The 18,793-nt window shown below is 73.5% G+C and carries 17 protein-coding genes; 13 read left to right on the forward strand and 4 right to left on the reverse strand.

From position 1 onward, the window contains the following. Position 1 precedes the first annotated feature (1 nt). Complete coding sequence (locus tag WBK31_RS07325) at positions 2 to 505, reverse strand: N-acetyltransferase family protein (RefSeq protein ID WP_406674521.1); 504 nt, start codon at positions 503 to 505, stop codon at positions 2 to 4. Positions 506 to 573: 68 nt separating this feature from the next. Continuing rightward, entirely contained in the window at positions 574 to 1,866 is a 1,293-nt protein-coding gene (locus tag WBK31_RS07330; protein ID WP_406674522.1) for an acyltransferase, read from the reverse strand. Between the two features lie 191 nt (positions 1,867 to 2,057). On the opposite strand from WBK31_RS07330, the gene WBK31_RS07335 reads away from it, so the two are divergent. Next, positions 2,058 to 3,305, forward strand: a complete 1,248-nt coding sequence (locus WBK31_RS07335; RefSeq protein ID WP_364066272.1) for a sensor domain-containing protein — start codon at positions 2,058 to 2,060, stop codon at positions 3,303 to 3,305. Then, complete coding sequence (locus tag WBK31_RS07340; protein ID WP_364066269.1) at positions 3,296 to 3,943, forward strand: response regulator transcription factor; 648 nt, start codon at positions 3,296 to 3,298, stop codon at positions 3,941 to 3,943. Before WBK31_RS07335 ends, WBK31_RS07340 begins: the two co-directional genes overlap by 10 nt. Before the next feature lie 778 nt (positions 3,944 to 4,721). Here WBK31_RS07340 and mihF read toward each other — a convergent pair. Together mihF and WBK31_RS07350 are read right to left on the reverse strand one after the other, a co-directional pair. Further along, positions 4,722 to 5,027 carry an integration host factor, actinobacterial type gene (gene mihF, locus WBK31_RS07345; RefSeq protein ID WP_364066267.1) on the reverse strand — a complete coding sequence of 102 codons (306 nt, stop codon included), beginning with the start codon at positions 5,025 to 5,027 and terminating at the stop codon, positions 4,722 to 4,724. 590 nt (positions 5,028 to 5,617) lie between these two features. Next, complete coding sequence (locus tag WBK31_RS07350) at positions 5,618 to 6,955, reverse strand: ROK family protein (RefSeq protein ID WP_406674523.1); 1,338 nt, start codon at positions 6,953 to 6,955, stop codon at positions 5,618 to 5,620. 23 nt (positions 6,956 to 6,978) lie between these two features. Here WBK31_RS07350 and WBK31_RS07355 point away from each other — a divergent pair, with 23 nt between their 5' ends. The 11 genes from WBK31_RS07355 to rbsK all read left to right on the forward strand — a co-directional run bounded on the left by WBK31_RS07355 (position 6,979) and on the right by rbsK (position 18,663). Beyond that, positions 6,979 to 7,929: an MFS transporter gene (locus WBK31_RS07355; RefSeq protein WP_406674524.1), complete on the forward strand. Its 951-nt coding sequence runs from the start codon at positions 6,979 to 6,981 to the stop codon at positions 7,927 to 7,929. 80 nt (positions 7,930 to 8,009) lie between these two features. After that, positions 8,010 to 8,582 (forward strand): hypothetical protein, encoded by a 573-nt coding sequence (locus WBK31_RS07360; protein ID WP_378784169.1) that lies wholly within the window; start codon positions 8,010 to 8,012, stop codon positions 8,580 to 8,582. A gap of 613 nt (positions 8,583 to 9,195) precedes the next feature. After that, complete coding sequence (locus WBK31_RS07365; RefSeq protein ID WP_364066261.1) at positions 9,196 to 10,236, forward strand: LacI family DNA-binding transcriptional regulator; 1,041 nt, start codon at positions 9,196 to 9,198, stop codon at positions 10,234 to 10,236. Beyond that, a complete protein-coding gene (locus WBK31_RS07370) occupies positions 10,233 to 11,147 on the forward strand; it encodes a carbohydrate ABC transporter permease (RefSeq protein ID WP_406674525.1) in 915 nt (304 codons plus the stop codon). Before WBK31_RS07365 ends, WBK31_RS07370 begins: the two co-directional genes overlap by 4 nt. Then, positions 11,144 to 11,962 carry a carbohydrate ABC transporter permease gene (locus WBK31_RS07375; protein ID WP_364066255.1) on the forward strand — a complete coding sequence of 273 codons (819 nt, stop codon included), beginning with the start codon at positions 11,144 to 11,146 and terminating at the stop codon, positions 11,960 to 11,962. Before WBK31_RS07370 ends, WBK31_RS07375 begins: the two co-directional genes overlap by 4 nt. A gap of 9 nt (positions 11,963 to 11,971) precedes the next feature. After that, the gene (locus WBK31_RS07380; RefSeq protein ID WP_364066252.1) at positions 11,972 to 13,270 is read left to right on the forward strand and encodes a sugar ABC transporter substrate-binding protein; all 1,299 of its coding nucleotides are present in this window, start codon (positions 11,972 to 11,974) and stop codon (positions 13,268 to 13,270) included. Next, entirely contained in the window at positions 13,267 to 14,313 is a 1,047-nt protein-coding gene (locus WBK31_RS07385) for an ADP-ribosylglycohydrolase family protein (protein WP_364066250.1), read from the forward strand. The genes WBK31_RS07380 and WBK31_RS07385 overlap by 4 nt, the downstream gene beginning before the upstream one ends. A gap of 6 nt (positions 14,314 to 14,319) precedes the next feature. After that, on the forward strand, positions 14,320 to 15,318 hold the full coding sequence (locus WBK31_RS07390) for an ADP-ribosylglycohydrolase family protein (protein ID WP_406674526.1): 999 nt from the start codon (positions 14,320 to 14,322) through the stop codon (positions 15,316 to 15,318). Further along, positions 15,315 to 16,454 (forward strand): ADP-ribosylglycohydrolase family protein, encoded by a 1,140-nt coding sequence (locus WBK31_RS07395; RefSeq protein WP_364066245.1) that lies wholly within the window; start codon positions 15,315 to 15,317, stop codon positions 16,452 to 16,454. Before WBK31_RS07390 ends, WBK31_RS07395 begins: the two co-directional genes overlap by 4 nt. Next, a complete protein-coding gene (locus WBK31_RS07400) occupies positions 16,451 to 17,782 on the forward strand; it encodes an ADP-ribosylglycohydrolase family protein (RefSeq protein ID WP_364066242.1) in 1,332 nt (443 codons plus the stop codon). The genes WBK31_RS07395 and WBK31_RS07400 overlap by 4 nt, the downstream gene beginning before the upstream one ends. After that, a complete protein-coding gene (gene rbsK, locus WBK31_RS07405; RefSeq protein WP_378784158.1) occupies positions 17,779 to 18,663 on the forward strand; it encodes a ribokinase in 885 nt (294 codons plus the stop codon). Before WBK31_RS07400 ends, rbsK begins: the two co-directional genes overlap by 4 nt. Positions 18,664 to 18,793 lie beyond the last annotated feature (130 nt).

Genomic DNA, 18,793 nt, shown 5'->3' on the forward strand with positions numbered 1-18,793 from the left:
GTCAGGAAGCGCGCAGGTCGAGCTGGAAAAGCGCGGTGTCGATCCAGCGGCCGAGCTTGAAACCCACCGCCTTCAGCCGGCCCGCCGCGCGGAAGCCGAGCCTCTCGTGCAGCCGCGCCGACGACGGGTCGCCGGTGTCCGCGATCACCGCGACGAGCTGCCTGGCCTGCGTCGCGCGCGCCCGCCCGATCAGCTCGCCGAGCAGCCGCCCGCCCAGGCCCTTGCCGGTGTACCCGGGCGCGAGGTAGATGCTGTCCTCCAGCGTGTGGCGGTAGGCGGGCTTGGGGCGGTACTGGGAGAGGTAGGCGTACCCGGCCACCTTCCCGTCCACCACCGCCACCAGGAACGGCAGGCCCGCCTCCGAGATGGCGGCGGCCTTGGCCCGCCAGTCGCCGAGCCCCGGCGGCGTCTCGTCGAAGGTCACCGCGCTGGTCGTCACGTAGTGGGCGTAGATGTCGGCGACGGCCGGCAGGTCCGTCTCGCCGAGCGGGCGAATCAGCGTCATGCCCCGATTCTCGTGATCGGCGCATGACATCCGTATTTCCGGCTCATCACCGGGCCCGCGCCGCCGCCTCAGGACTCCAGCCGGGGCACGGTCATCAGCAGGCCGCCGAGCAGCGCCAGGACCGCCAGGAACGGCCCCGCGCCGGGCGCGAAACCGCCCACGGTCAGCGTCAGCACCCCGGCACCGACCAGCGCCGACGCGGCCAGCATGCCGCGCGTCCCGGTCTTGCCGTACGGCAGCGCGGGCGGCGCCTCGAACCTGGCGAACCACTTCACCAGCGGCCACATCACCAGGCACAGCAGCCCGAACCAGACCGGCCACCCGGCGAACCACAGCACGCTGCCCGGCCGCGGCGTGTCCACGCCCAGCAGCACCACGACCACCCCGGTCACCGCGAACAGGGCCGGCATGTGCCACAGGTACACCGTCATGACGCGCGGCCCCGCCCAGTCCAGCAGGCGGCCGAGCGGCAGCCGCACCAGCGCCGGACGCAGCAGCACGGCCAGCCCGATCTGGCCCAGGCCCACCGCCAGCATGGCCAGCGTGGGCGGCGCCATGTTCGACACCTCGGCGCCCGGCAGGCCGATCATGCTGCCCGGGTACGGCCCGTACGCCACCAGCAGCGCCGCCGCGCCGAACCCGCCCGCCGCCAGCAGCCCGGCGCCGCGCAGCCTGCCCTCGGCGTAGAAGAAGCCGAGCTGGTGCACCGCCAGCCAGACGAACACCACGTTCAGGTAGCCCACCGGATTGAACCCGGTCGAGAACCGCGCCACGTCCGTCACCACCGCGCCCAGCGCCAGCGCCGCCGGCACCCGCCAGCCGTGCCGGGCGTGCAGCCGCAGCGCGTACGGGGTGGCGACCACCGCGATCAGGTACACCGCGAGGAACCACAGCAGCTGCCCGGTCAGCCGCGCGCCCACCTCCAGCGGCTGGGCGGGCACGCCCAGCGTGAGCAGCAGCTGCGGCAGCGGGATCCACACCGCCGCCAGCGGCAGCAGCGGCCAGGCCAGCCGCCGCAGCCGTACCGCCAGCCACGCGGGCGCCTGCGCCCCGGCCTGCTCCGAGCGGGCGAAGCTGATCGCGTTCGCCGCGCCGCCCGCGAAGAACACCAGCGGCATCACCTGGCTCAGCCAGGTGACCACCCACACGCCGGGCGTGGCCAGCGCGTTGCCGGTCGTCAGCCGGCCGTCCTCGTAGTCGAGCACCGGGATCGTCCAGTGCTGGAAGACGATCAGCGCCATGCCGGCCACGCGCAGCAGGTCGATGAACGGGTCGCGGCGCGAACGCGCGGGCCGCGCGGGCGCCGGCCGGGTCGCGGGCGGCGCCGCCTGGACAGGGGGCCGGTCCAGCAGCACGGTCATGACGGGAGCCTCGATTCGCACGGGGGAGAGCGGACGCACTCCAGGCTCCCGCCGCGCGGCCCCGCGCACATTGACGCGAGCCGCACTCCTTCGGTCGGCACGCCACCACCACCAGGGGTAGGGCAAGCCCTACCACCGGACACCGGTGCACCCACTCGATCCGCCGGGTTCCGCCGCCTACCGTGGTGGCCATGCGCTCCCTGACGAGGCGTGTCCTCCTTGACACCCGATACACGCTGGTCGGCTTCCCGACCACGCTCATAGGCTTCGTGCTCATGGTGACCGGCCTGGCCGCAGGCGTCGGCACGGCGGTCATCTGGATCGGGCTGCCGCTACTGGCCGGGACGCTGCTGATCGCGCGCGGGTTCGCCGACGCCGAGCGGGGATGGCTCGCCGACGTGCTGCAGCGGCCGCCCGTACGGCCGCGCTACAAGCCCGCGCCGCCCGGGGCCGGCCGCTTCCGCCGCATGGTCAACCCCCTGACGAGCGGCCAGTCCTGGCTCGACCTGCTGCACGGCATCATCAACCTGCCGTTCGCGGTCATCTCGTTCGTGGTGACGGTGGTGTTCTGGATCGTCCCCCTGGCCTGCCTCGCCTGGCCGCTGTACGGCATCATCACCATGCGCATCCCCGGCAACATCGAGCTGCCCGAGCTGCTCGGACTCGGCGACGGCTACCTCGTCAACGCCGCCTTCTACGTCGTCGTCGGCCTGTTCTTCCTGCTGCTGAAGCCGTTCGTCATCCGGGGCGCCGCGCTGCTGCGCGCCGGGCTCGGGCGGGCGCTGCTGACCGGCGTGGCCGAGCTGCAGGAGCGCATCGACGACCTCGCCGAAGGCCGCGCCGCCGCCGTCTCCGCCGAGGCCAACGCGCTGCGCAAGCTGGAGCGCGACATCCACGACGGGCCGCAGCAGCGGCTGGTCTCACTCGCCATGGAGCTGTCGAGGGCGCAGCGGCAGCTCGCCAAGGACCCCGAGGCGGCCCAGGCCACGCTCAAGTCGGCCATCGACGCCACCCGCGAGACCCTCGACGAGCTGCGTGCGCTCTCGCGCGGCATCGCCCCGCCCATCCTGTCCGACCGCGGCCTCGCGCCCGCCCTGGCCGCGCTCGCCGGCCGCTGCACGGTTCCCGTCGATCTCGACGTACAGACCGTCGAGCGCTACTCCGCCGCCATCGAGAACGCCATCTACTTCGTCTGCGCCGAAGCGCTCACCAACGTGGCCAAACACAGCCGCGCCACCGTCTGCACCGTCCAGCTCGTCCGTCTCGGCGACGCCCTCATGCTCACGATCGGGGATGATGGGGTCGGCGGCGCACACGTCGCCAAGGGACACGGGCTCGCGGGGCTGGCCGACCGGCTGCGCGCCGTGGACGGCGAGCTGACCGTCCAGTCGCCTGAAGGCGGGCCCACGGTGATCGTGGCGGAGGTGCCGTGCGGGTAGTCGTGGCCGATGACGCGGTGTTGATCAGGGAGGGCCTGGTCAGGTTGCTCGAGGAGTTCGGCTGCGAGGTGGTGGCGGCGGTCGGGGACGGAGACGCCCTCGTCGAAGCCGTCACCGAGCACAAGCCCGACGTGTCGGTGGTCGACGTGCGCATGCCGCCGTCGTTCACCGACGAGGGCCTGCGGGCCGCCGTCGAGGCCAGGCGGCGGGTGCCCGGCGCGCCGGTGCTCATCCTGTCGCAGTACGTCGAGGTCTCCTACGCCGACGACCTGCTGGCCGACGCCAGGGGCGCGGTGGGCTACCTGCTGAAGGACCGCGTCGTCGACGTCGACGAGTTCCTGGAGGGCCTGCGGCGGGTGGCCGCGGGCGGCACGGTCTTCGATCCCCAGGTGGTGTCCCAATTGATGGTACGAAGGCGCAAGGACGACCCGCTGGCGCAGCTCACGCCGCGCGAGCGCGAGGTACTCGGACTCATGGCCGAGGGCCGCTCCAACCCGGCCATCGGGCGGCAGCTCGTCATCAGCGACGGCGCCGTGGAGAAGCACATCAGGAGCATCTTCAGCAAGCTCGGCCTGTACGCCGAGGACACCGACCAGCACCGCCGCGTCCTCGCCGTGCTGATGTACCTGCGCTCCTGACCTGCCGCCTGCCTCGGCCGGTTTCGCGCGGTCGCCCCGGCCTGACACGGGCGCCCTTGACCGCGGTGCGCCGGCCGCGCCCTCACCTGCCGTACCGGCTCCGTCCTGGCCGATGCGCCGATCACCACTGACGACGAGCGCCGGCCGAGCCTCAGCCCGATGCGCTGGTCGCGGCCGGCGCCGATGCGGATGCGCCTGCCGCCGGACTCGGGGTGTGCCGCGGCCTTCGCCGGACCGGCCGTGAGACTCGCTCTGCCGCCGTGACGCGGCCAGGACCGCTCATCGGAAGGGTTCGCGCGCCCTTGGCGGCCGAGAGGCCGTGAAAGAGGCTCTCAGGCGAGCCGGAGGACGGCGACGGAGGGGCGGGGCGCCGGAAGCGGGGCGAGCCCTTGGCGTGGGCTGCTCGGGCGGAAACGCGCCCTTGGGCGGCCGGTGGGCCGGCGGAGGTGGGGACGTGCCCTTGGTGCTCGGTGGGGTGGCGGAGGTGGGGACGCGCCCTTGGAGGCCGGGGGCTGCCGGGTGCGGAGATGGGCCCTTGGAGGCGGTGGGCCGCCGAGACAGACAGCTGGGCGGGGGCGTCGGAGGGCGATGAGGCGTTTGCAGGAGTGGCCCTGGGCGGCGGGGTGGGGGTGGCCCCTTGGGCGGGAGCCGGGGGAGGGCTCCCTGAGGGGCGGCCCGCCGGCCGAGCGGGGCGGCTCCGCTCGCCGGGTTCTCCTGGGCTGCCAGGGTCGCCGGCCGGTCCGCGCGGCCTCACGCGCGCGGACCTGGCCGCCCGGCATCAGCCGAGCGCTTCGACCAGCTTCTTGCGCTGCTGGGCGCCCAGGCCGCCGAGGCGGCGCTTCTCGTCGACGCCCGCCTCCTCCATCAGCGCGTTGGCCTTCGCAGGCCCCACGCCCTTGACGGCGCGCAGCGCCTGCGACACCTTGATCTTCTTCGCGATGTCGTCGTCGCGCTCCAGCAGCTGGGCGAACGTCAGCTCGCCCGCCTTGACCTTGGCCAGCAGGGCCGTGCGGGCGGCACGGGCCTCGGCGGCCTTGGCCAGAGCGGCTTGACGCTGCTCGGGGGTGAGAGTGGGAAGTGCCATCTCAGTTCTCTCCTCGGGGAGTTTTACGTTCGGGTCCTGTAACCCGTGGTGCAGTGGCTAATCATGGCGGATACCAGCGGTTCGTGTTGCGGAAAGCGCCCTGTCAACGTGCCTGTCACCCCGATGCGGCGGCCTCCGCACACCTCGCGCCCGGCGCGACGGTGCCCCCGCTGACCCCTATGCCGCCGACCACGCGTTCTGTCACACCGTAGCCCTAAAAGGGCGGAATGCCCCCTTCGCTCGGGCGAATCCGGCGCCGCTCGGGCCCGCTGTCACCCCTGCGGAGGGTGACGGTCGCGGCGGCTCTCGCAGGAGTGGAAGGAGCCGGGTGCGGGCATCGGTCCGAGGCGTCCGGGACCCGTCATGAGCTGGGCGGACGCGCGGTGCGCCGTCGCGCAGGAGGCCCCGGCGAAGATCGCCGTCGAGTGCGGAACCCCTGCTCGGGGGTCGCCTCGGTCCTGTGCGGTGCGCGTACGGGAGCGACGGGCGCCCGCCCCCAGATCATGATCGTCCCGCTCCTCCTGACCCCTTCGCTCCGGTCGCGGACGCCTGGCCTGCCAAGATCGCGTACGGGGCCTTCCGCGAGCGCGTTATGACGGCCGGCCCCCGCCCGGGGTGGAATGCGTCACACTTTGCCGTTCGGGCGTGTCGCGGGCCTGGTCAGGGTGGTTTTCGCGCCACATCTCCAGCCCTTCGACGGTCAGGAACGCGTCGAACACGGACTCCATAGCACCCAGAAGCGCTCCACGCCACCCGAGCGCCGACGCCTCGATCCGCGGCGGCCGCTCGCGGCGGATCGCCATCAGGTACGGCTCGCACGCCTCCAGGAGCGCCGCTCCGGCCCGTTCGTACAGCTCAGGGCCGTGCCCCGACAGCGTGACCACCTCGGGATCGTGCGCGTTCACCAGGCTCGCGATGCCGCGCCCCAGCGTCCGCGCGGTCTCCTCGACCGCCGCCGCGTCGGTGGCCAGCACGTGCTCGGCCTCCTCCCGGCCCCGCCCGTCTCCGTGGGCCAGGCCCGCGTGCCGCAGCAGCGCGTTCGCGCCCACGTCCGCGCCCCAGCAGCCGAGCGCCCCGCACGCGCACAGCCGCTCGCTGCCGGTGAGCGTCATGTGGCCGAACTCCGCGCCCGCGCCGCCCGCCCCGGCGACCGGCCGCCCGTCCACCACCAGGACGCCGCCCAGGTCGAAGTCCACGTGCAGGTGCAGGCCCACGCGCACGTCACGCAGCCGCCCCCGCCGCGCCTCGGCGAGTGCCGCGAACGCGGTGTCGTTCCCGACGACCGGCATCCCCGGCATCCCGGACGCACTCCGTCCAGCCCCGGCCTCGCCCCCTCGCGGGACGTCATCCACCTCGGCCCCGGACGGCTCTCCGGGCGCCCCGGCCGCCCCCTCCTGGCGAGCGCCGGCGGCCAGGAGGGCGGGGACGTCCACCGCGTTCCAGCCCAGGTGGGCGATGTCCACCAGGCCGCCGTGGCGTACCGGACCCGCCAGGGCGACACCGGCGCCGATGAATCGGTTGCCGAGCCGTTCGCGGTGCGCGGCCAGGGCCTCGCCCAGCGGGCGGAGCACGCCCTCCGGCGTGCCGTCGTGCGGGCGTACCTCCAGCACCGTGATCCGGCCGCCCAGCTCGCACTCCGCCAGCTCCCAGGCGTCCTCGCGCACGTCCACGGCCAGCGCGACCGGCCCGTACGGATGCGGCCCCGGCACCTGCGTCGGCCGCCCGCGCCCGTGCTCGGGTGCGGGCTCCTCGTGCAGCAGCGCCTCCTCGGCCAGGCCGGCCACCAGGACCGAGGCCGTGCCCCTGGCCAGGCGCAGGTCACGGGTGAGCTGGGAGCGGGTGCGGGTGGCTCCGCAGTCGTGCACGGCGCGCAGCAGCCTGACCCGGTTGTGCGCGCGAAGCTCGCCACTCGTCGTAGCACCGTTCACGATCCACAGTTTATGCTCTAGCCGTGAACAAAAGCGCCATAGTCGCCAGACGGGCTCGTGTCGGAGTTTTCGGATTCTTCTTTCTCGCCGGTCTTGTCATGGGCGTGTGGGCCGCCGGGCTGCCCTCGCTCAACGACCGGCTCGATCTGGGGCCCGCCCTGCTCGGCCGGGTCCTGCTCCTGATCTCCGGTGGCGCTCTGGCGTCGATGCTGCTCGCCGGGCGGCTGGTGGACCGGTGGGGAAGCAGGCGGCTGTGCTGGATCGCCGGGCCGCTGTCCGGGGTGGCCCTGCTCGGGCCCGCGCTGGCGCCGTCGCCCTGGGTGCTGATGGTGCTCGCGGTGGTGTTCGGGATGGGGCTGGGAGTCCTGGAGATCGCCATGAACGCCCACTCCGTCGAGGTCGAGCGGTGCTACGGGCGGCCGATCATCTCCGCCTTCCACGGCACCTGGAGCCTCGGCGGCGCGGCCGGCGGCGGGCTCACCTCGCTCGTCCTCCAGGGCGGGCTGGACGCTCAGGGGCTGCTGGTGGTGGCGGCGATCGTGGTGCCGTTCCTGTACCTCCCGGCCGCCCGCCTCCTCCTCCCCGACGCCTACACCCGCCCCGGTCCCGCTGGAGAGGCGGCCGTTGACGCGGGCGGGGGAGTGACCGGAGCCGCCGCAGGGCCGGGCGAGGGTTCTGCTGGCTCGGGCGGGCTGAGCGCTCCGGGCGAGGTCCCCGGCGAATCGGCGGGGAGCGCCGCAGGGTTGGGCGAGGGCGTCGGTGAATCGGCCGGGACCACCGCAGGGCTGGGCGAGGGCGTCGGTGAATCGGCCGGGACCACCGCGGGGCTGGGTCAGGAGGCTGAGAAGCCGGCGGGGGTGCCCCAGGGGCGGGCGATGGCGCCGGGAAACCTGCCGGGACCGGCGTCAAGCCTGGCCAAGGGGCTGGGAAGCCGGGCCGGAGCGGGGGTGATGGCGGGCTCAAGTGGGGGCTGATCGCGCTGCTCGGCCTGGCCGCGTTCGCCGGGCACCTGAGCGAGGGTGCGGCCATCGACTGGGCAGCGCTGCACGCCAGGATGGTGCTGGAGGCGGACCCGGCGCTGGCGCCGCTCGCGTACACGATCTTCTCGATCGCCATGACGACCTTCCGGCTGCTCGGCGACCCGATCAGGGGACGGCTCGGCTCCGTGCTGACCATCCGGCTCGCGGGCGTCCTCGCGACCGCCGGGTACGCCCTGGTGCTCGTGTCTCCGATCTTGGGCGACCCGCTGCGGGTGGTGTGCGCGTGGACCGGCTGGGCGCTGGCCGGTGTGGGGCTGGCGACGGTGGTGCCGGTGCTGTTCAGCGCCGTGGGCGCGGCAGGCGGCCGGGTCGGGCGGGCGCTGGCCATGGTGACCGCCTTCGGCTACAGCGGCCTGCTGCTCGGGCCCGCCGTGCTCGGCTTCGTTGCGGAGGCGGCGTCCCTGCCGGTGGCGCTCATCATCCCGGCCGTGCTTGCGGCCGTGGTCACGGCGGCCGGCTCCCCGGCCATCCGCGCCCTCCTCGCCTTGTCCAGCGCCGCCCCGTCCGAGCCCTCGACTCCGGGAAAGGAGCCGACCCCGAACTCGGCCCCAGACCCGGCCCCAGACCGGGCCGCCGTCCGCGACTGAGCCGACCGGGCCGCTGCCCGTGCCTGAGGCGCGTTCCAGGGTCCGCGCGCACGCACTCGCTCCCGGCGGTGACCTGGGCAGGGAGGTTGGCGTGCCGTGCCGTGCTCAGGCGCCGGGCGCTGGGCCGGCTTCAAGCGGGTCCGTCCCCTCGGGGTCCGGAGGGGGAGCCGACCTGCGCGTGCCGGCCCGCTGCAGGCAACGCCCGCACATGCTGCACTCGGGCGCGGATGCGCCTGCAGCGCCCAGCGCTGCGCGACGGCGGTCGTCAACAACGCCCGCAGCTGCTGGACACGGGCGCGGATGCGCCTCCGGGAGGCGCGCGCAAGGCCGATCGCAGAAGGCCGGTCCGTGCGCGGGGCCGTCTCGGGTGAACCTTCACGGAAAAGCGCCCGTCGGCGTCCGCCGGGGGAGCCCACGCGAAGGGCCGGGGCGGTCCATTGGGGCCGACCCGGTTCCCGGTCCCGTGGTGATCGGTTTGCTCAAAGCGCCGCTGACCTGGTGTTATGCGATCGTGACTTGACCTGCAAGTTACATGCAGGTTTCATGTCCCCCACGCCGTAAACGTTTACAGCAGATCATCTGTAAACGTTTACACCACGAGGGAAGGACAGCCTTGGCCGACGGACCCACGATCACCACGATCGCCGAGCGCGCCGGTGTCTCGATCGCCTCCGTCTCGCGGGTCCTCAACGGCCTGCCGACCAGGCAGGAGACGGTGCGCAAGGTCATGGCGGCCGCGGACGAGCTCGGCTACGTGCGCAACGCCGTGGCCAGGTCGCTCAAGTCGCGCCGCACCAACCAGATCGCGTTCGCGATGGCCGACGTCGGCAACCCGGCGTACCTGGCGATGCTGCGGGAGATCCAGCCGGTGCTGAAGGCGGCCGGCTACCGGCTCGTGCTGCACTCGACCGACGCCGTCGTGGCCGACGAGATCGATGTGCTGCACAGCCTCGGCGAGCGGTACGTGGACGGCCTCATCATGAGCCCCCTGCGCGTCACCGACGCCCACCTGGAGATGCTGGCCGCGGCCAGGGCCCCCGTCGTCATCATCGGCTCGGTGCCCGACGGCACGCGGGTGGACAACGTGCGCGCCGACTCCCGCACGGGCGTCCGCCTGGCGATTGACCATCTGTACGCGCTCGGCCGCCGCCGCATCGCCATGGTGAACGGCCCGCTCGACACCGTGCCGGGCGCCGCGCGCGGCGCCGCGTACCGGGAGGCGCTGGCCGACCTCGGGCTGCCCTACGACGAGAACCTCGTGCAGATCGGCGACTTCTACCGCGCCGAGGGCCGGCGCGCGGTGGCCGAGCTGCTCGCGCGCGCCCCCGAGGTGGACGCGCTGATGTGCGCCAACGACCTGATCGCGCTCGGCGCGCTCGACGTGCTGCGCGAGCAGGGCCGGCGGGTGCCGGAGGACGTGGCGGTGGTCGGCATGGACGACACCGACCTCGCGGCGGCGTCGTGGCCGTCGCTGACCAGCGTCTCGCTCGGCTCGGCCGAGCGCGGCAAGGCGGCCGCCGAGCTGCTGCTCGAACGCCTCAAGGGCGACGACGGGGAGCCCAAGCGGGTCACCGTTCCGCCCAGGCTGGCGATCCGCGCCTCGACGGCCGGCCCCGGCTACGAGCACTCGCTGAGGAAGGAGGGCGGCGCGTGACGGCGACCGTGGCGCGATCCGCGCCGCCGCGCACGCCGGGAGCCCGGCGCCGCGCGGCCTCGCGGCAGCGGCGCGAGATGTGGCTGCTGATGCTGCCGGCGATGGTGCCGGTGGTGCTGTTCAGCGTGGGCCCGCTGCTGTACGGCATCGGCCTGGCGTTCACCGACGCCCGCAACACCCGTAACCACCAGACCGCATTCGTGGGCCTGGAGAACTTCACCAGGCTGCTGACCGACGACGAGTTCTGGGCGTCGTTCCAGATCGGCGCGATCTGGTCGGTCTCGGTGACGGTGCTGCAGTTCCTTGCCGCGCTCGGCCTGGCGCTGCTGCTCAACGAGAAGCTCAGGGGCCGGGCCGTGGCCAGGGTGCTGTCGGTGGTGCCGTGGGCGATGCCGCCGGTCGTGGTCGGCCTGATGTGGAAGCTCGTCTACCACCCCGACGCGGGCATCCTGAACGACCTGCTCGGCACCCACATCAACTGGCTGGCCGACTTCTCGCTGGCACTGCCGGCGATCATCGTGGTCGGGGTCTGGGCGGGCATGCCGCAGACGACGGTCGTGCTGCTCGCGGGCCTGCAGAACGTGCCCAAGGAGCTGTACGAGGCGGGCGCGATGGACGGCGCGGGCACCTGGCGGCGCTTCTGGAACATCACGCTCCCACAGCTCCGCCCGGTGATCGTGGCGATCACCTCGCTCGACTTCGTGTGGAACATCAACCAGTTCGGCCTGGTCTACGTGCTCACGCAGGGCGGGCCGGGCGGGCGCACCCGGCTGCCGATGTTGTTCGCCTACGAGGAGGCGTTCAGGTACCGCATGGCCGGTTACGCCTCGATGCTCGGCCTGGCCATGGCCATCGTCGTGCTCGCGGTGCTCGGCCTGTACCTGTGGCGCCAGATGAGGGAGGCCAGGTGAAGCGCGTCGCCCAGTACGCCGCTCTGCTCGCGTACGTCGTCTTTCTGGCGTTCCCGCTGCTGTGGCTGCTGTCCACGTCGCTGAAGACGCCGCAGGAGATGGCGCTGACGGAGCCCACGTGGATCCCGCGCGAGCCCACGCTGGCCAACTTCAGCGCCGCGTTCGGCGAGCAGGACCTGGTGGGCGCGGCGCTGCGCAGCCTGCTGGTGGCGCTGTTCGCCAGCGTGATCACGGTGCTGATCTCGCTGCCCGCCTCCTACGCGATGGCCCGCTACCGCGGCCTGGTCAACAAAATCGCGATCGGGTGGGTGCTGGTCAGCCAGGTGTTCCCGTTCATCCTGATCATCATTCCGCTCTTCATGATCCTGCGGGATCTGGAGCTGGTGAACACGCTGCCCGGCCTGGTGCTCGTGCACGTCACGTTCACGCTGCCGTTCGCGCTGTGGATGCTCCAGGGGTACGTGCGCGCCGTGCCGCCCGAGCTGGAGGAGGCCGCGGCGGTGGACGGCGCGTCCCGGGTGCGGGCCATCGCCACCGTGGTGGCCCCGCTGCTCGCGCCCGGCGTGGTGGCGACGTTGCTGTTCTCGTTCATCTCGTCCTGGAACGAATTCATGTTCGCGCTCGTGATCCTCCAGGACCCCGACGTCATGACGCTCCCGCTGACGCTGGTGAGGTTCACCGGCCCGGAGGGGGTGGCCAGGCTCGGCCCGCTGGCCGCGGCGTCGCTCATGGCGACGATCCCGAGCCTGATCTTCTTCGCAATCATCCAGCGGCGCCTGAAGTCCGGCCTGATGGCCGGCGCCGTCAAGGGCTAGGAGGCTCACATGCGTATCAAGTCCGCTCTGGCGGTGGCGGCGGTCCTCACGCTGGCCGCCGCGTGCGGCGGGGGAGGCGGCGAGTCGTCCGCCCCCGGCGAGCCGGTCAAGATCGATTTCCTCAGCCTGGCGTGGCAGAAGGAGTCGGTGGCCGCCAACAAGCAGATCGTGGAGGAGTGGAACAAGGCTCACCCGGACATCCAGGTGACCTACGTCCAGGGCAGCTGGGACAACGTCAACGACCAGCTCGTCACCCAGTTCTCCGGCGGCACCGCCCCCGACGTCATCCACAACGACTCGCCCGCGCTGGCCGGCTTCGCCTCCGACGGCTACCTGCTGGACCTGAAGGACAAGCTGCCCGCCGAGCTGAAGAACGACATCCCGCAGACGGCCTGGGACACCGTCACCTTCGACGACGGGCAGGGCGGCCAGGGCGTCTACGGCGTGCCGTTCCTGCAGGAGTCGCAGGTCATCATCGCCAACAAGAAGCTGCTCGACGCCGCCAAGGTCCGCATCCCCACCCCGGACGACCCGTGGTCGTGGGACGAGTTCTCCGAGGCGGCCAAGAAGATGACCAAGGGCGGCACGTACGGCGTCGCCTGGCCGATGAAGTCGCCGGTCAACAAGACGCTCAACCTGGCGCTCAACTTCGGCGGCACGTTCTTCCAGACCACCGACGGCAAGACCACCGTCAAGGTCGGCCCCGAGGAGCGCGAGGTGCTCCAGCGCATCCACGACCAGCTCTACAAGGACAAGTCGGCCGACCCGGCCGCGCTCGGCCAGGGCACCGCCGACCCGCTGCCCGCCTTCTACCAGGGCAAGTTCGCGATGCTGCCGACCGGCGTCTACCTGCGCCAGCAGGTGGCCGAGCAGGCTCCCGACGGCTTCGAGTGGGTCACGCTGCCCGCCCCCAAGGGCACCACCGCCGAGCAGGGCGCGGTCTCGCAGACGCTGTCGATCGCGCAGGACAGCAAGCACCCCGACGAGGCGATGCAGTTCATCGCGTACTTCCTCAACGCCGAGAACCAGGCCAAGCTCGCCAAGGGCGACTGGCTGCTGCCGACCTCACAGAAGGCCGCCTCCGACCCGGCCATCACCACGAAGGAGAACGGCTGGGACGTGGCGACCGCCTCGGCCAAGAACCTCGTCGTGGCGCCGTTCCTCAAGGTGAACGGCTTCGACGAGTGGAAGACCAAGGTGGCCACCCCGGCGCTGCAGGAGTACTTCGCCAATAAGATCACCATCGACGAGGCGGCCAAGCGGCTGGTCGAGGACGGCAACAAGGTGCTGGAGCGGTACTACCGGTGACGTCACCACGCGACAGGGCCCGGGGGTGCCTGCTCGGCCTGGCGGCCGGCGACGCCCTCGGCGCCCCTGCCGAGAACCTGACCCCGGAGGAGATCCGCCGCAGGTGGGGACGGCTCACCGAGATCGAGGGCGGCGGCACCGACGACACCGAGTACGCCATCTACGCGGCCTCCCTGCTGGTCCGCCACGGCCACGCGCTCACCGCGGCCGACGTGGCGGCGGCCTACCGGGCCGAGGTGATCCCCAGCGTGACGGGCCCCATGCGCGGAGCCGGCTTCTCCGAGCTGGGCACCGTCGAAGCGCTTCGCCGAGGGCTCGAACCGCCGCTGACCGGGCTGGTGCACAACCACGGCTGGTCCGACGGGCTGGCCATGCGCGCGGCCCCGTACGGGATCTTCTGCCCGGGCGACCCGGCCGAGGCGGCCCGGCTGGTGGAGCAGGACGGCCTGGTCAGCGCGTCGGGTGAGGGCATCACCGGCGGCCGTGCGGTCGCCGGAGCCGTGGCCGCCGCCATGGGCGGCGCCGTACCGCAGGAGGTCGTGGACGCGGCGCTGTCGGTCGTCCCGGCCGACTCGTGGACCGCGCGCAACATCAGCAGAGCGCGCGAAGCACTCAAGGCCGGAGACCCCGCCGCGCTGCACGAGGCCGTCGTCGTCAAGCACTACCCCTGGACCGACGTCGCGCCCGAGGCCGTGGCGCTGGCCATGGCCGCGTTCCTCGCCGGGGACGGCGAGGTCGAGGCGGCCGTCACGTACGGTGTCGGCCTCGGCAGGGACGCCGACACCATCGGCGCCATCGCCGGCGCGCTGGCCGGAGCCTCCCGGGGAGAGAGCGGCGTGCCGTCCCGCTGGGCCGCCAGGATCGGGCCCGTGACCGGCAAATGCCTGCCCGTGGTGGCCGGACGGCACGTACTGGACGTCGCCGACGAGCTGGCCGACCGGCTGGCGGAGGGCGGCGGACAGGCCGGCGCTCCCGCCGAAGCCGGAAAGCCCGCCGAAGCCGGCAAAACGGCCGGAGCCGACGCGCCGGCGGAAGGACTGTAGATCGATATGTCGGGGGACAGAATCAGGGGAGCCTTCGCCGGGCTCGCCGCCGGTGACGCCGCGGGCTGGCCCGCGACCCGGCACCGCGCGGCCCTGCACGCGCCCTGGAGCCGCCGCCTGCACCGCGAGCTGGACACGTTCGCCGAGGAGCACCGCGTCACCACGCTGCCGGTGCCGTTCGCGCTCAACCAGCCGGTCGCGCCGCTGCGCCTCGGCCCGTCGGACGACGCCGAGTGGCTGGCCTGGACGGCACTGACCATCGACCGGCCCCGCGCGGAGGCGTACGCGGAGCTGGTGCCGCTACGTCCCGGCACCGGCCCGGAGAGCATCAGGGCCCGCATCTCCGTCGCGACGGCGCTGGACAACCTGGCCAAGGGGATCGCGCCGCCCGCGTCCGGGCACGACAACCCGCACCACTTCGACGACGCCGCCGCCGTCAGGGCGGTCGCGTACGGGGTGCTGCGCCGCGACCCCACGCCCGACGCCCAGGTGACGAACGCCTACGACGGCGTGCTCGCCGCCCGCGCGATGGCCGCCGCCGTGGCCGAGGCCGTCGACTCGGGCCAGGTGGGACGGGCGGTCGAGGCGGCGCTGGCCGAGCTGCCCGAGGACACCGCGATCGGGCACAACGCCCGGCTCGCGCTGGCCGCCGCGCGCAAGGCGGGCGACGCGTTCGCCGCCGTCCCCGCACTGGACGCCGCCCTGCTCGACCACGTCTACAGCTACGGCGTCGGCGCCGCGCAGACCGTGCCGGCCGCGCTGGCGCTGGCCGAGGCGGCGGGCGGCGACCTCACCCGCGCCGTACCGGCGGCGGCCTGCCTGGCCGCGCTCGCCGACTCGGCGCCCGCGCTCACCGGAGCGCTCACCGGAGCCTGCGGCGGGCTGGAGGCGATCCCGGAGGGGTGGATCGCCTCGGCCCGCACGCTCACCGGCTGCTGCCTGCCGGACCTGGCGGGCCGGGATCTGATCGAACTAGCGGACACACTTTCGGAGGGAATCGCATGACGCCGCTTGAGGACAGGGCGACTGGCTGCGTGGCGGGGGCGGCGGTCGGTGACGCGCTGGGCGGCGCCACCGAGGGCTGGACCGCCGAACAGATCGTGGAACGTTACGGGGGCCGCGTCGAGGGCATCGTGCCGCCGTTCAACGCCGACTGGCGCAACGCCCGCCCCATCGCCCCGTACCACAAGGGCGACGGCCACATCACCGACGACACCCTCATGACGCACGCGCTGATCCGTGTGTACGAGAAGGCCGGGCGGCACCTGGACGCGTACGCGGTGGCCGAGTACCTCGTGCCCGAGCTGATCGGCGAAAAGCGCTGGATCCCCGAGCTGGAGGACGAGGCGCTGCCGCTGCAGCGGATCTTCCTGGCCGAGAAGTGGATCGTGGCCCGCCTGCACTACGGGCACGCCGACCCGCGCGAGGCCGGCGTCGGCAACATCGTCAACTGCGGTGCCGCCATGTACGTCGCCCCCGTCGGCATCGTCAACGCCGCCGACCCCGACGCCGCCTACGCCGAGGCCATCGACCTGACCGGCGCGCACCAGTCCAGCTACGGCCGCGAGGCCGCCGGCGTGATGGCCGCCGCCGTCGCCGAGGCCATGCGTCCTGGCGCCACCGCCGACTCCGTGGTCGGCACCTGCCTGCGCCTGGCCAAGGACGGCACCAGGGCCGCCATCGAGGCCGTCTGCGAGACCGCCTCCGGCCTCGGCCACTGGGAGGGCTCGTTCGAGGCGCTGCGCGCGGCCATCCGGCCGTTCGACACGGTCGCCGACACCTACCGCGACCAGGGGCTCGGCGCGCGGCGGCCGAGCCGGGTGCACAGCATCGAAGAGCTGCCGCTGGCCCTCGCCTTCCTGGTGATCGCCAAGGGCGACTACCGCGACACCGTGCTCGGCGGCGTCAACTACGGCCGCGACGCCGACTCCATCGCCTCCATGGGCGGGGCCATCGCGGGCGCGCTCGGCGGGCTGTCCAGCGTGCCGGCCGAGTGGGTCGAGCAGGTCGGTACGGCCAGCCGTACCGACCTGGTGGCGCCCGGCAAGGCGATCGCCGAGGTCGCGCGCCGCCTGCACGCCGCCGATGTGGCCCGCCGCCGCGCCCACGAGGCCGCCTTCGCGGAGCTCGATCGCGCATGATCCGCCTCACCTGGGTCCAGCCCGAGGACCTGATCGGGCACGAGCTGCGCCAGGCCGCCGAGGACGGCCGCGACGCCCGCGACATCGCCGCGCGCTGGCACGCCGCCGGAGGCCACGACGCGCCGCCGCGCGCCGGAGCGTCCGAGCCGGGCGCCGCCCGCCTGCGCGGCCTGGCCGAGGAGCTGCTGGACGAGCTGGCCGCGCTGCCCGCGCCGCCCGGCGAGCCGTCCGACTGGGACGCCATCGTCGCCGCCTGCCCCGACTGGCCCGCGCCTCGGCAGGGGAGCGCCGAGGTGGACCCGGACCGCGTGCTGGGCGCCTGGCTCGGCCGGGCCGCCGGCTGCGTGCTCGGCAAGCCCGTCGAGAAGATCCCGCGCGAAGGCATCAGGGAGATCGCCGAGTCCACCGGCAACTGGCCCATCACCGGCTGGTTCACCGGCAAGGGCCTGCCGGAGGACGTCGCCCGCCGCTGGCCGTGGAACCGCCGCAGCGCCGTCAACTCCCTCGCCGAGAACATCGACGGCATCCCCGAGGACGACGACCTCAACTACCCGCTGCTCGCCCTGTCGGTGCTGGAACGCCACGGCCGCGGCTTCACCACCGACGACGTGGCCAAGCTCTGGCTGGACGAGCTGCCCGCAGGGCGCACGTTCACCGCCGAGCGGGTCGCCTACCGCAACCTCCTCGACGGCGTCGAGCCGCCGGAGACCGCCACCAGGCGCAACCCGTTCAGGGAGTGGATCGGCGCGCTCATCAGGGCCGACGTGTACGGCTGGGTCAACCCCGGAGACCCGGCCACCGCCGCCGAGTACGCCTGGCGCGACGCCCGCCTCACCCACACCGCCAACGGCGTCTACGGCGCCATGTTCACCGCCGCGATGTGCGCCGCCTCCCTGGTCGCCACGTCGGCCGAGGAGGTCGTGCGGGCCGGGCTGTCCGTGGTCCCCGCCGGGTCGCGGTTGCACGAGGCCGTCACGCTCGCCGTCGCCGACGCCGAGCGCGAGAGCGACTTCGAACGCGTCATCGACCGCCTGCACGAGCGCCACGGCCACCTGCACTGGGTGCACACCGTCAACAACGCCGCGCTCATCGCCGCCACCCTCGTGCACGCGCGCGGCGACTTCACCGCCACCATCGCGGGCGCCGTCGCCGGCGGCTGGGACACCGACTCGGCGGGAGCCACCGCGGGGTCGGTGGCGGGGGCGCTGAACGGCGGCGTGCCCGAGCGCTGGCGCATCCGCGACAGCCTGGCCAGCAGCCTGACCGGGTTCGACGGGGTCAGTCTCGCCGAGCTGGCCGCGCGTACACAGGAGATGATGAAGCCATGATCTCGGTATTCGGCAGCGCCAACATGGACCTCGTCGCGTACGTCTCCCGGGCCCCCAAGCGTGGCGAGACCGTCACCGGCCACAGCTTCCGCACCGTGCCCGGCGGCAAGGGCGCCAACCAGGCGATCGCCGTTTCGCGGGCGGGCGGTGAGGTGGCGTTCCTCGGCGCGGTGGGCGACGACGCCTTCGGGGCCGAGATGCGCGCCACGCTCGCCGATGCGGGGGTCGACGTGCGCGGGCTGCGCCAGGTGCCGGGGCCCAGCGGCATCGCGCACATCGTGGTGGACGACTCCGGCGGCAACTCGATCATCGTCGTCCCCGGCGCGAACGGCACGATCACCGGGCCGTCGGGGAGCGACCTGGCCGCCATCGCCGGATCCCAGGCGCTGCTGCTCCAGCTCGAGCTCCCCATGGAGGCCGTGGTCGGCGCCGCCCAGGCGGCCCGGGTGTCCGCCGTCCCCGTCTACCTCACCCCGGCGCCCGCCCAGCCGCTGCCGGACGAGCTGCTCGAGGCCGTCACCACGATCGTCCCCAACGAGCACGAGGCGGCCGCCATCACCGGCGTCACCGGCCCCGGCGAGGCCCTCGACGCGCTGCTTGAGCTGGTGCCCGAGGCGGTGATCACGCTCGGCTCCGAGGGCGCCCTCTACGGCTCGCGCTCGGGGGAGCGGCACCGGGTGCCCGCCAGGAAGGTGAACGCCGTGGACACCACCGCCGCGGGTGACACCTTCGTCGGCGCGCTCGCCGTCGCCAGGTCCGAGGGGATGCCGGTGCCGCGCGCGCTGGAGTTCGCGACGGTGGCGGCGGCGCTGTCGGTGCAGCGGGAGGGCGCGAGCACCTCGATGCCGGCCCGCCGCGACATCGAGGCGGCCCTCATCTGACAGCACCAGAACCGGTACGCGCGGCGGGCGCGCCCGCTCCGGCACGGCGAAGGACGCGGCCCCTGGGGATGCGGCCCCCTGGGAAGCCGCGTCACCCGCCCTTCGCACGCCCGGCCGCAGGCAGCACGCG

Origin of the sequence: Nonomuraea sp. N2-4H (assembly GCF_045291505.1) — a bacterium.
GTDB lineage: Bacteria > Actinomycetota > Actinomycetes > Streptosporangiales > Streptosporangiaceae > Nonomuraea > Nonomuraea fastidiosa.

Excerpts from the sequence above, each read along its gene's own strand:
- WBK31_RS07400 (WP_364066242.1), top strand. The coding sequence starts at position 16,451 with ATGATCCGCCTCACCTGGGTCCAGCCCGAGGACCTGATCGGGCACGAG.
- rbsK (WP_378784158.1), top strand. The coding sequence starts at position 17,779 with ATGATCTCGGTATTCGGCAGCGCCAACATGGACCTCGTCGCGTACGTC.
- WBK31_RS07395 (WP_364066245.1), top strand. The coding sequence starts at position 15,315 with ATGACGCCGCTTGAGGACAGGGCGACTGGCTGCGTGGCGGGGGCGGCG.
- WBK31_RS07390 (WP_406674526.1), top strand. The coding sequence starts at position 14,320 with ATGTCGGGGGACAGAATCAGGGGAGCCTTCGCCGGGCTCGCCGCCGGT.
- WBK31_RS07380 (WP_364066252.1), top strand. The coding sequence starts at position 11,972 with ATGCGTATCAAGTCCGCTCTGGCGGTGGCGGCGGTCCTCACGCTGGCC.
- WBK31_RS07325 (WP_406674521.1), bottom strand. The coding sequence starts at position 505 with ATGACGCTGATTCGCCCGCTCGGCGAGACGGACCTGCCGGCCGTCGCC.
- WBK31_RS07335 (WP_364066272.1), top strand. The coding sequence starts at position 2,058 with ATGCGCTCCCTGACGAGGCGTGTCCTCCTTGACACCCGATACACGCTG.
- WBK31_RS07330 (WP_406674522.1), bottom strand. The coding sequence starts at position 1,866 with ATGACCGTGCTGCTGGACCGGCCCCCTGTCCAGGCGGCGCCGCCCGCG.
- mihF (WP_364066267.1), bottom strand. The coding sequence starts at position 5,027 with ATGGCACTTCCCACTCTCACCCCCGAGCAGCGTCAAGCCGCTCTGGCC.
- WBK31_RS07360 (WP_378784169.1), top strand. The coding sequence starts at position 8,010 with ATGGTGCTGGAGGCGGACCCGGCGCTGGCGCCGCTCGCGTACACGATC.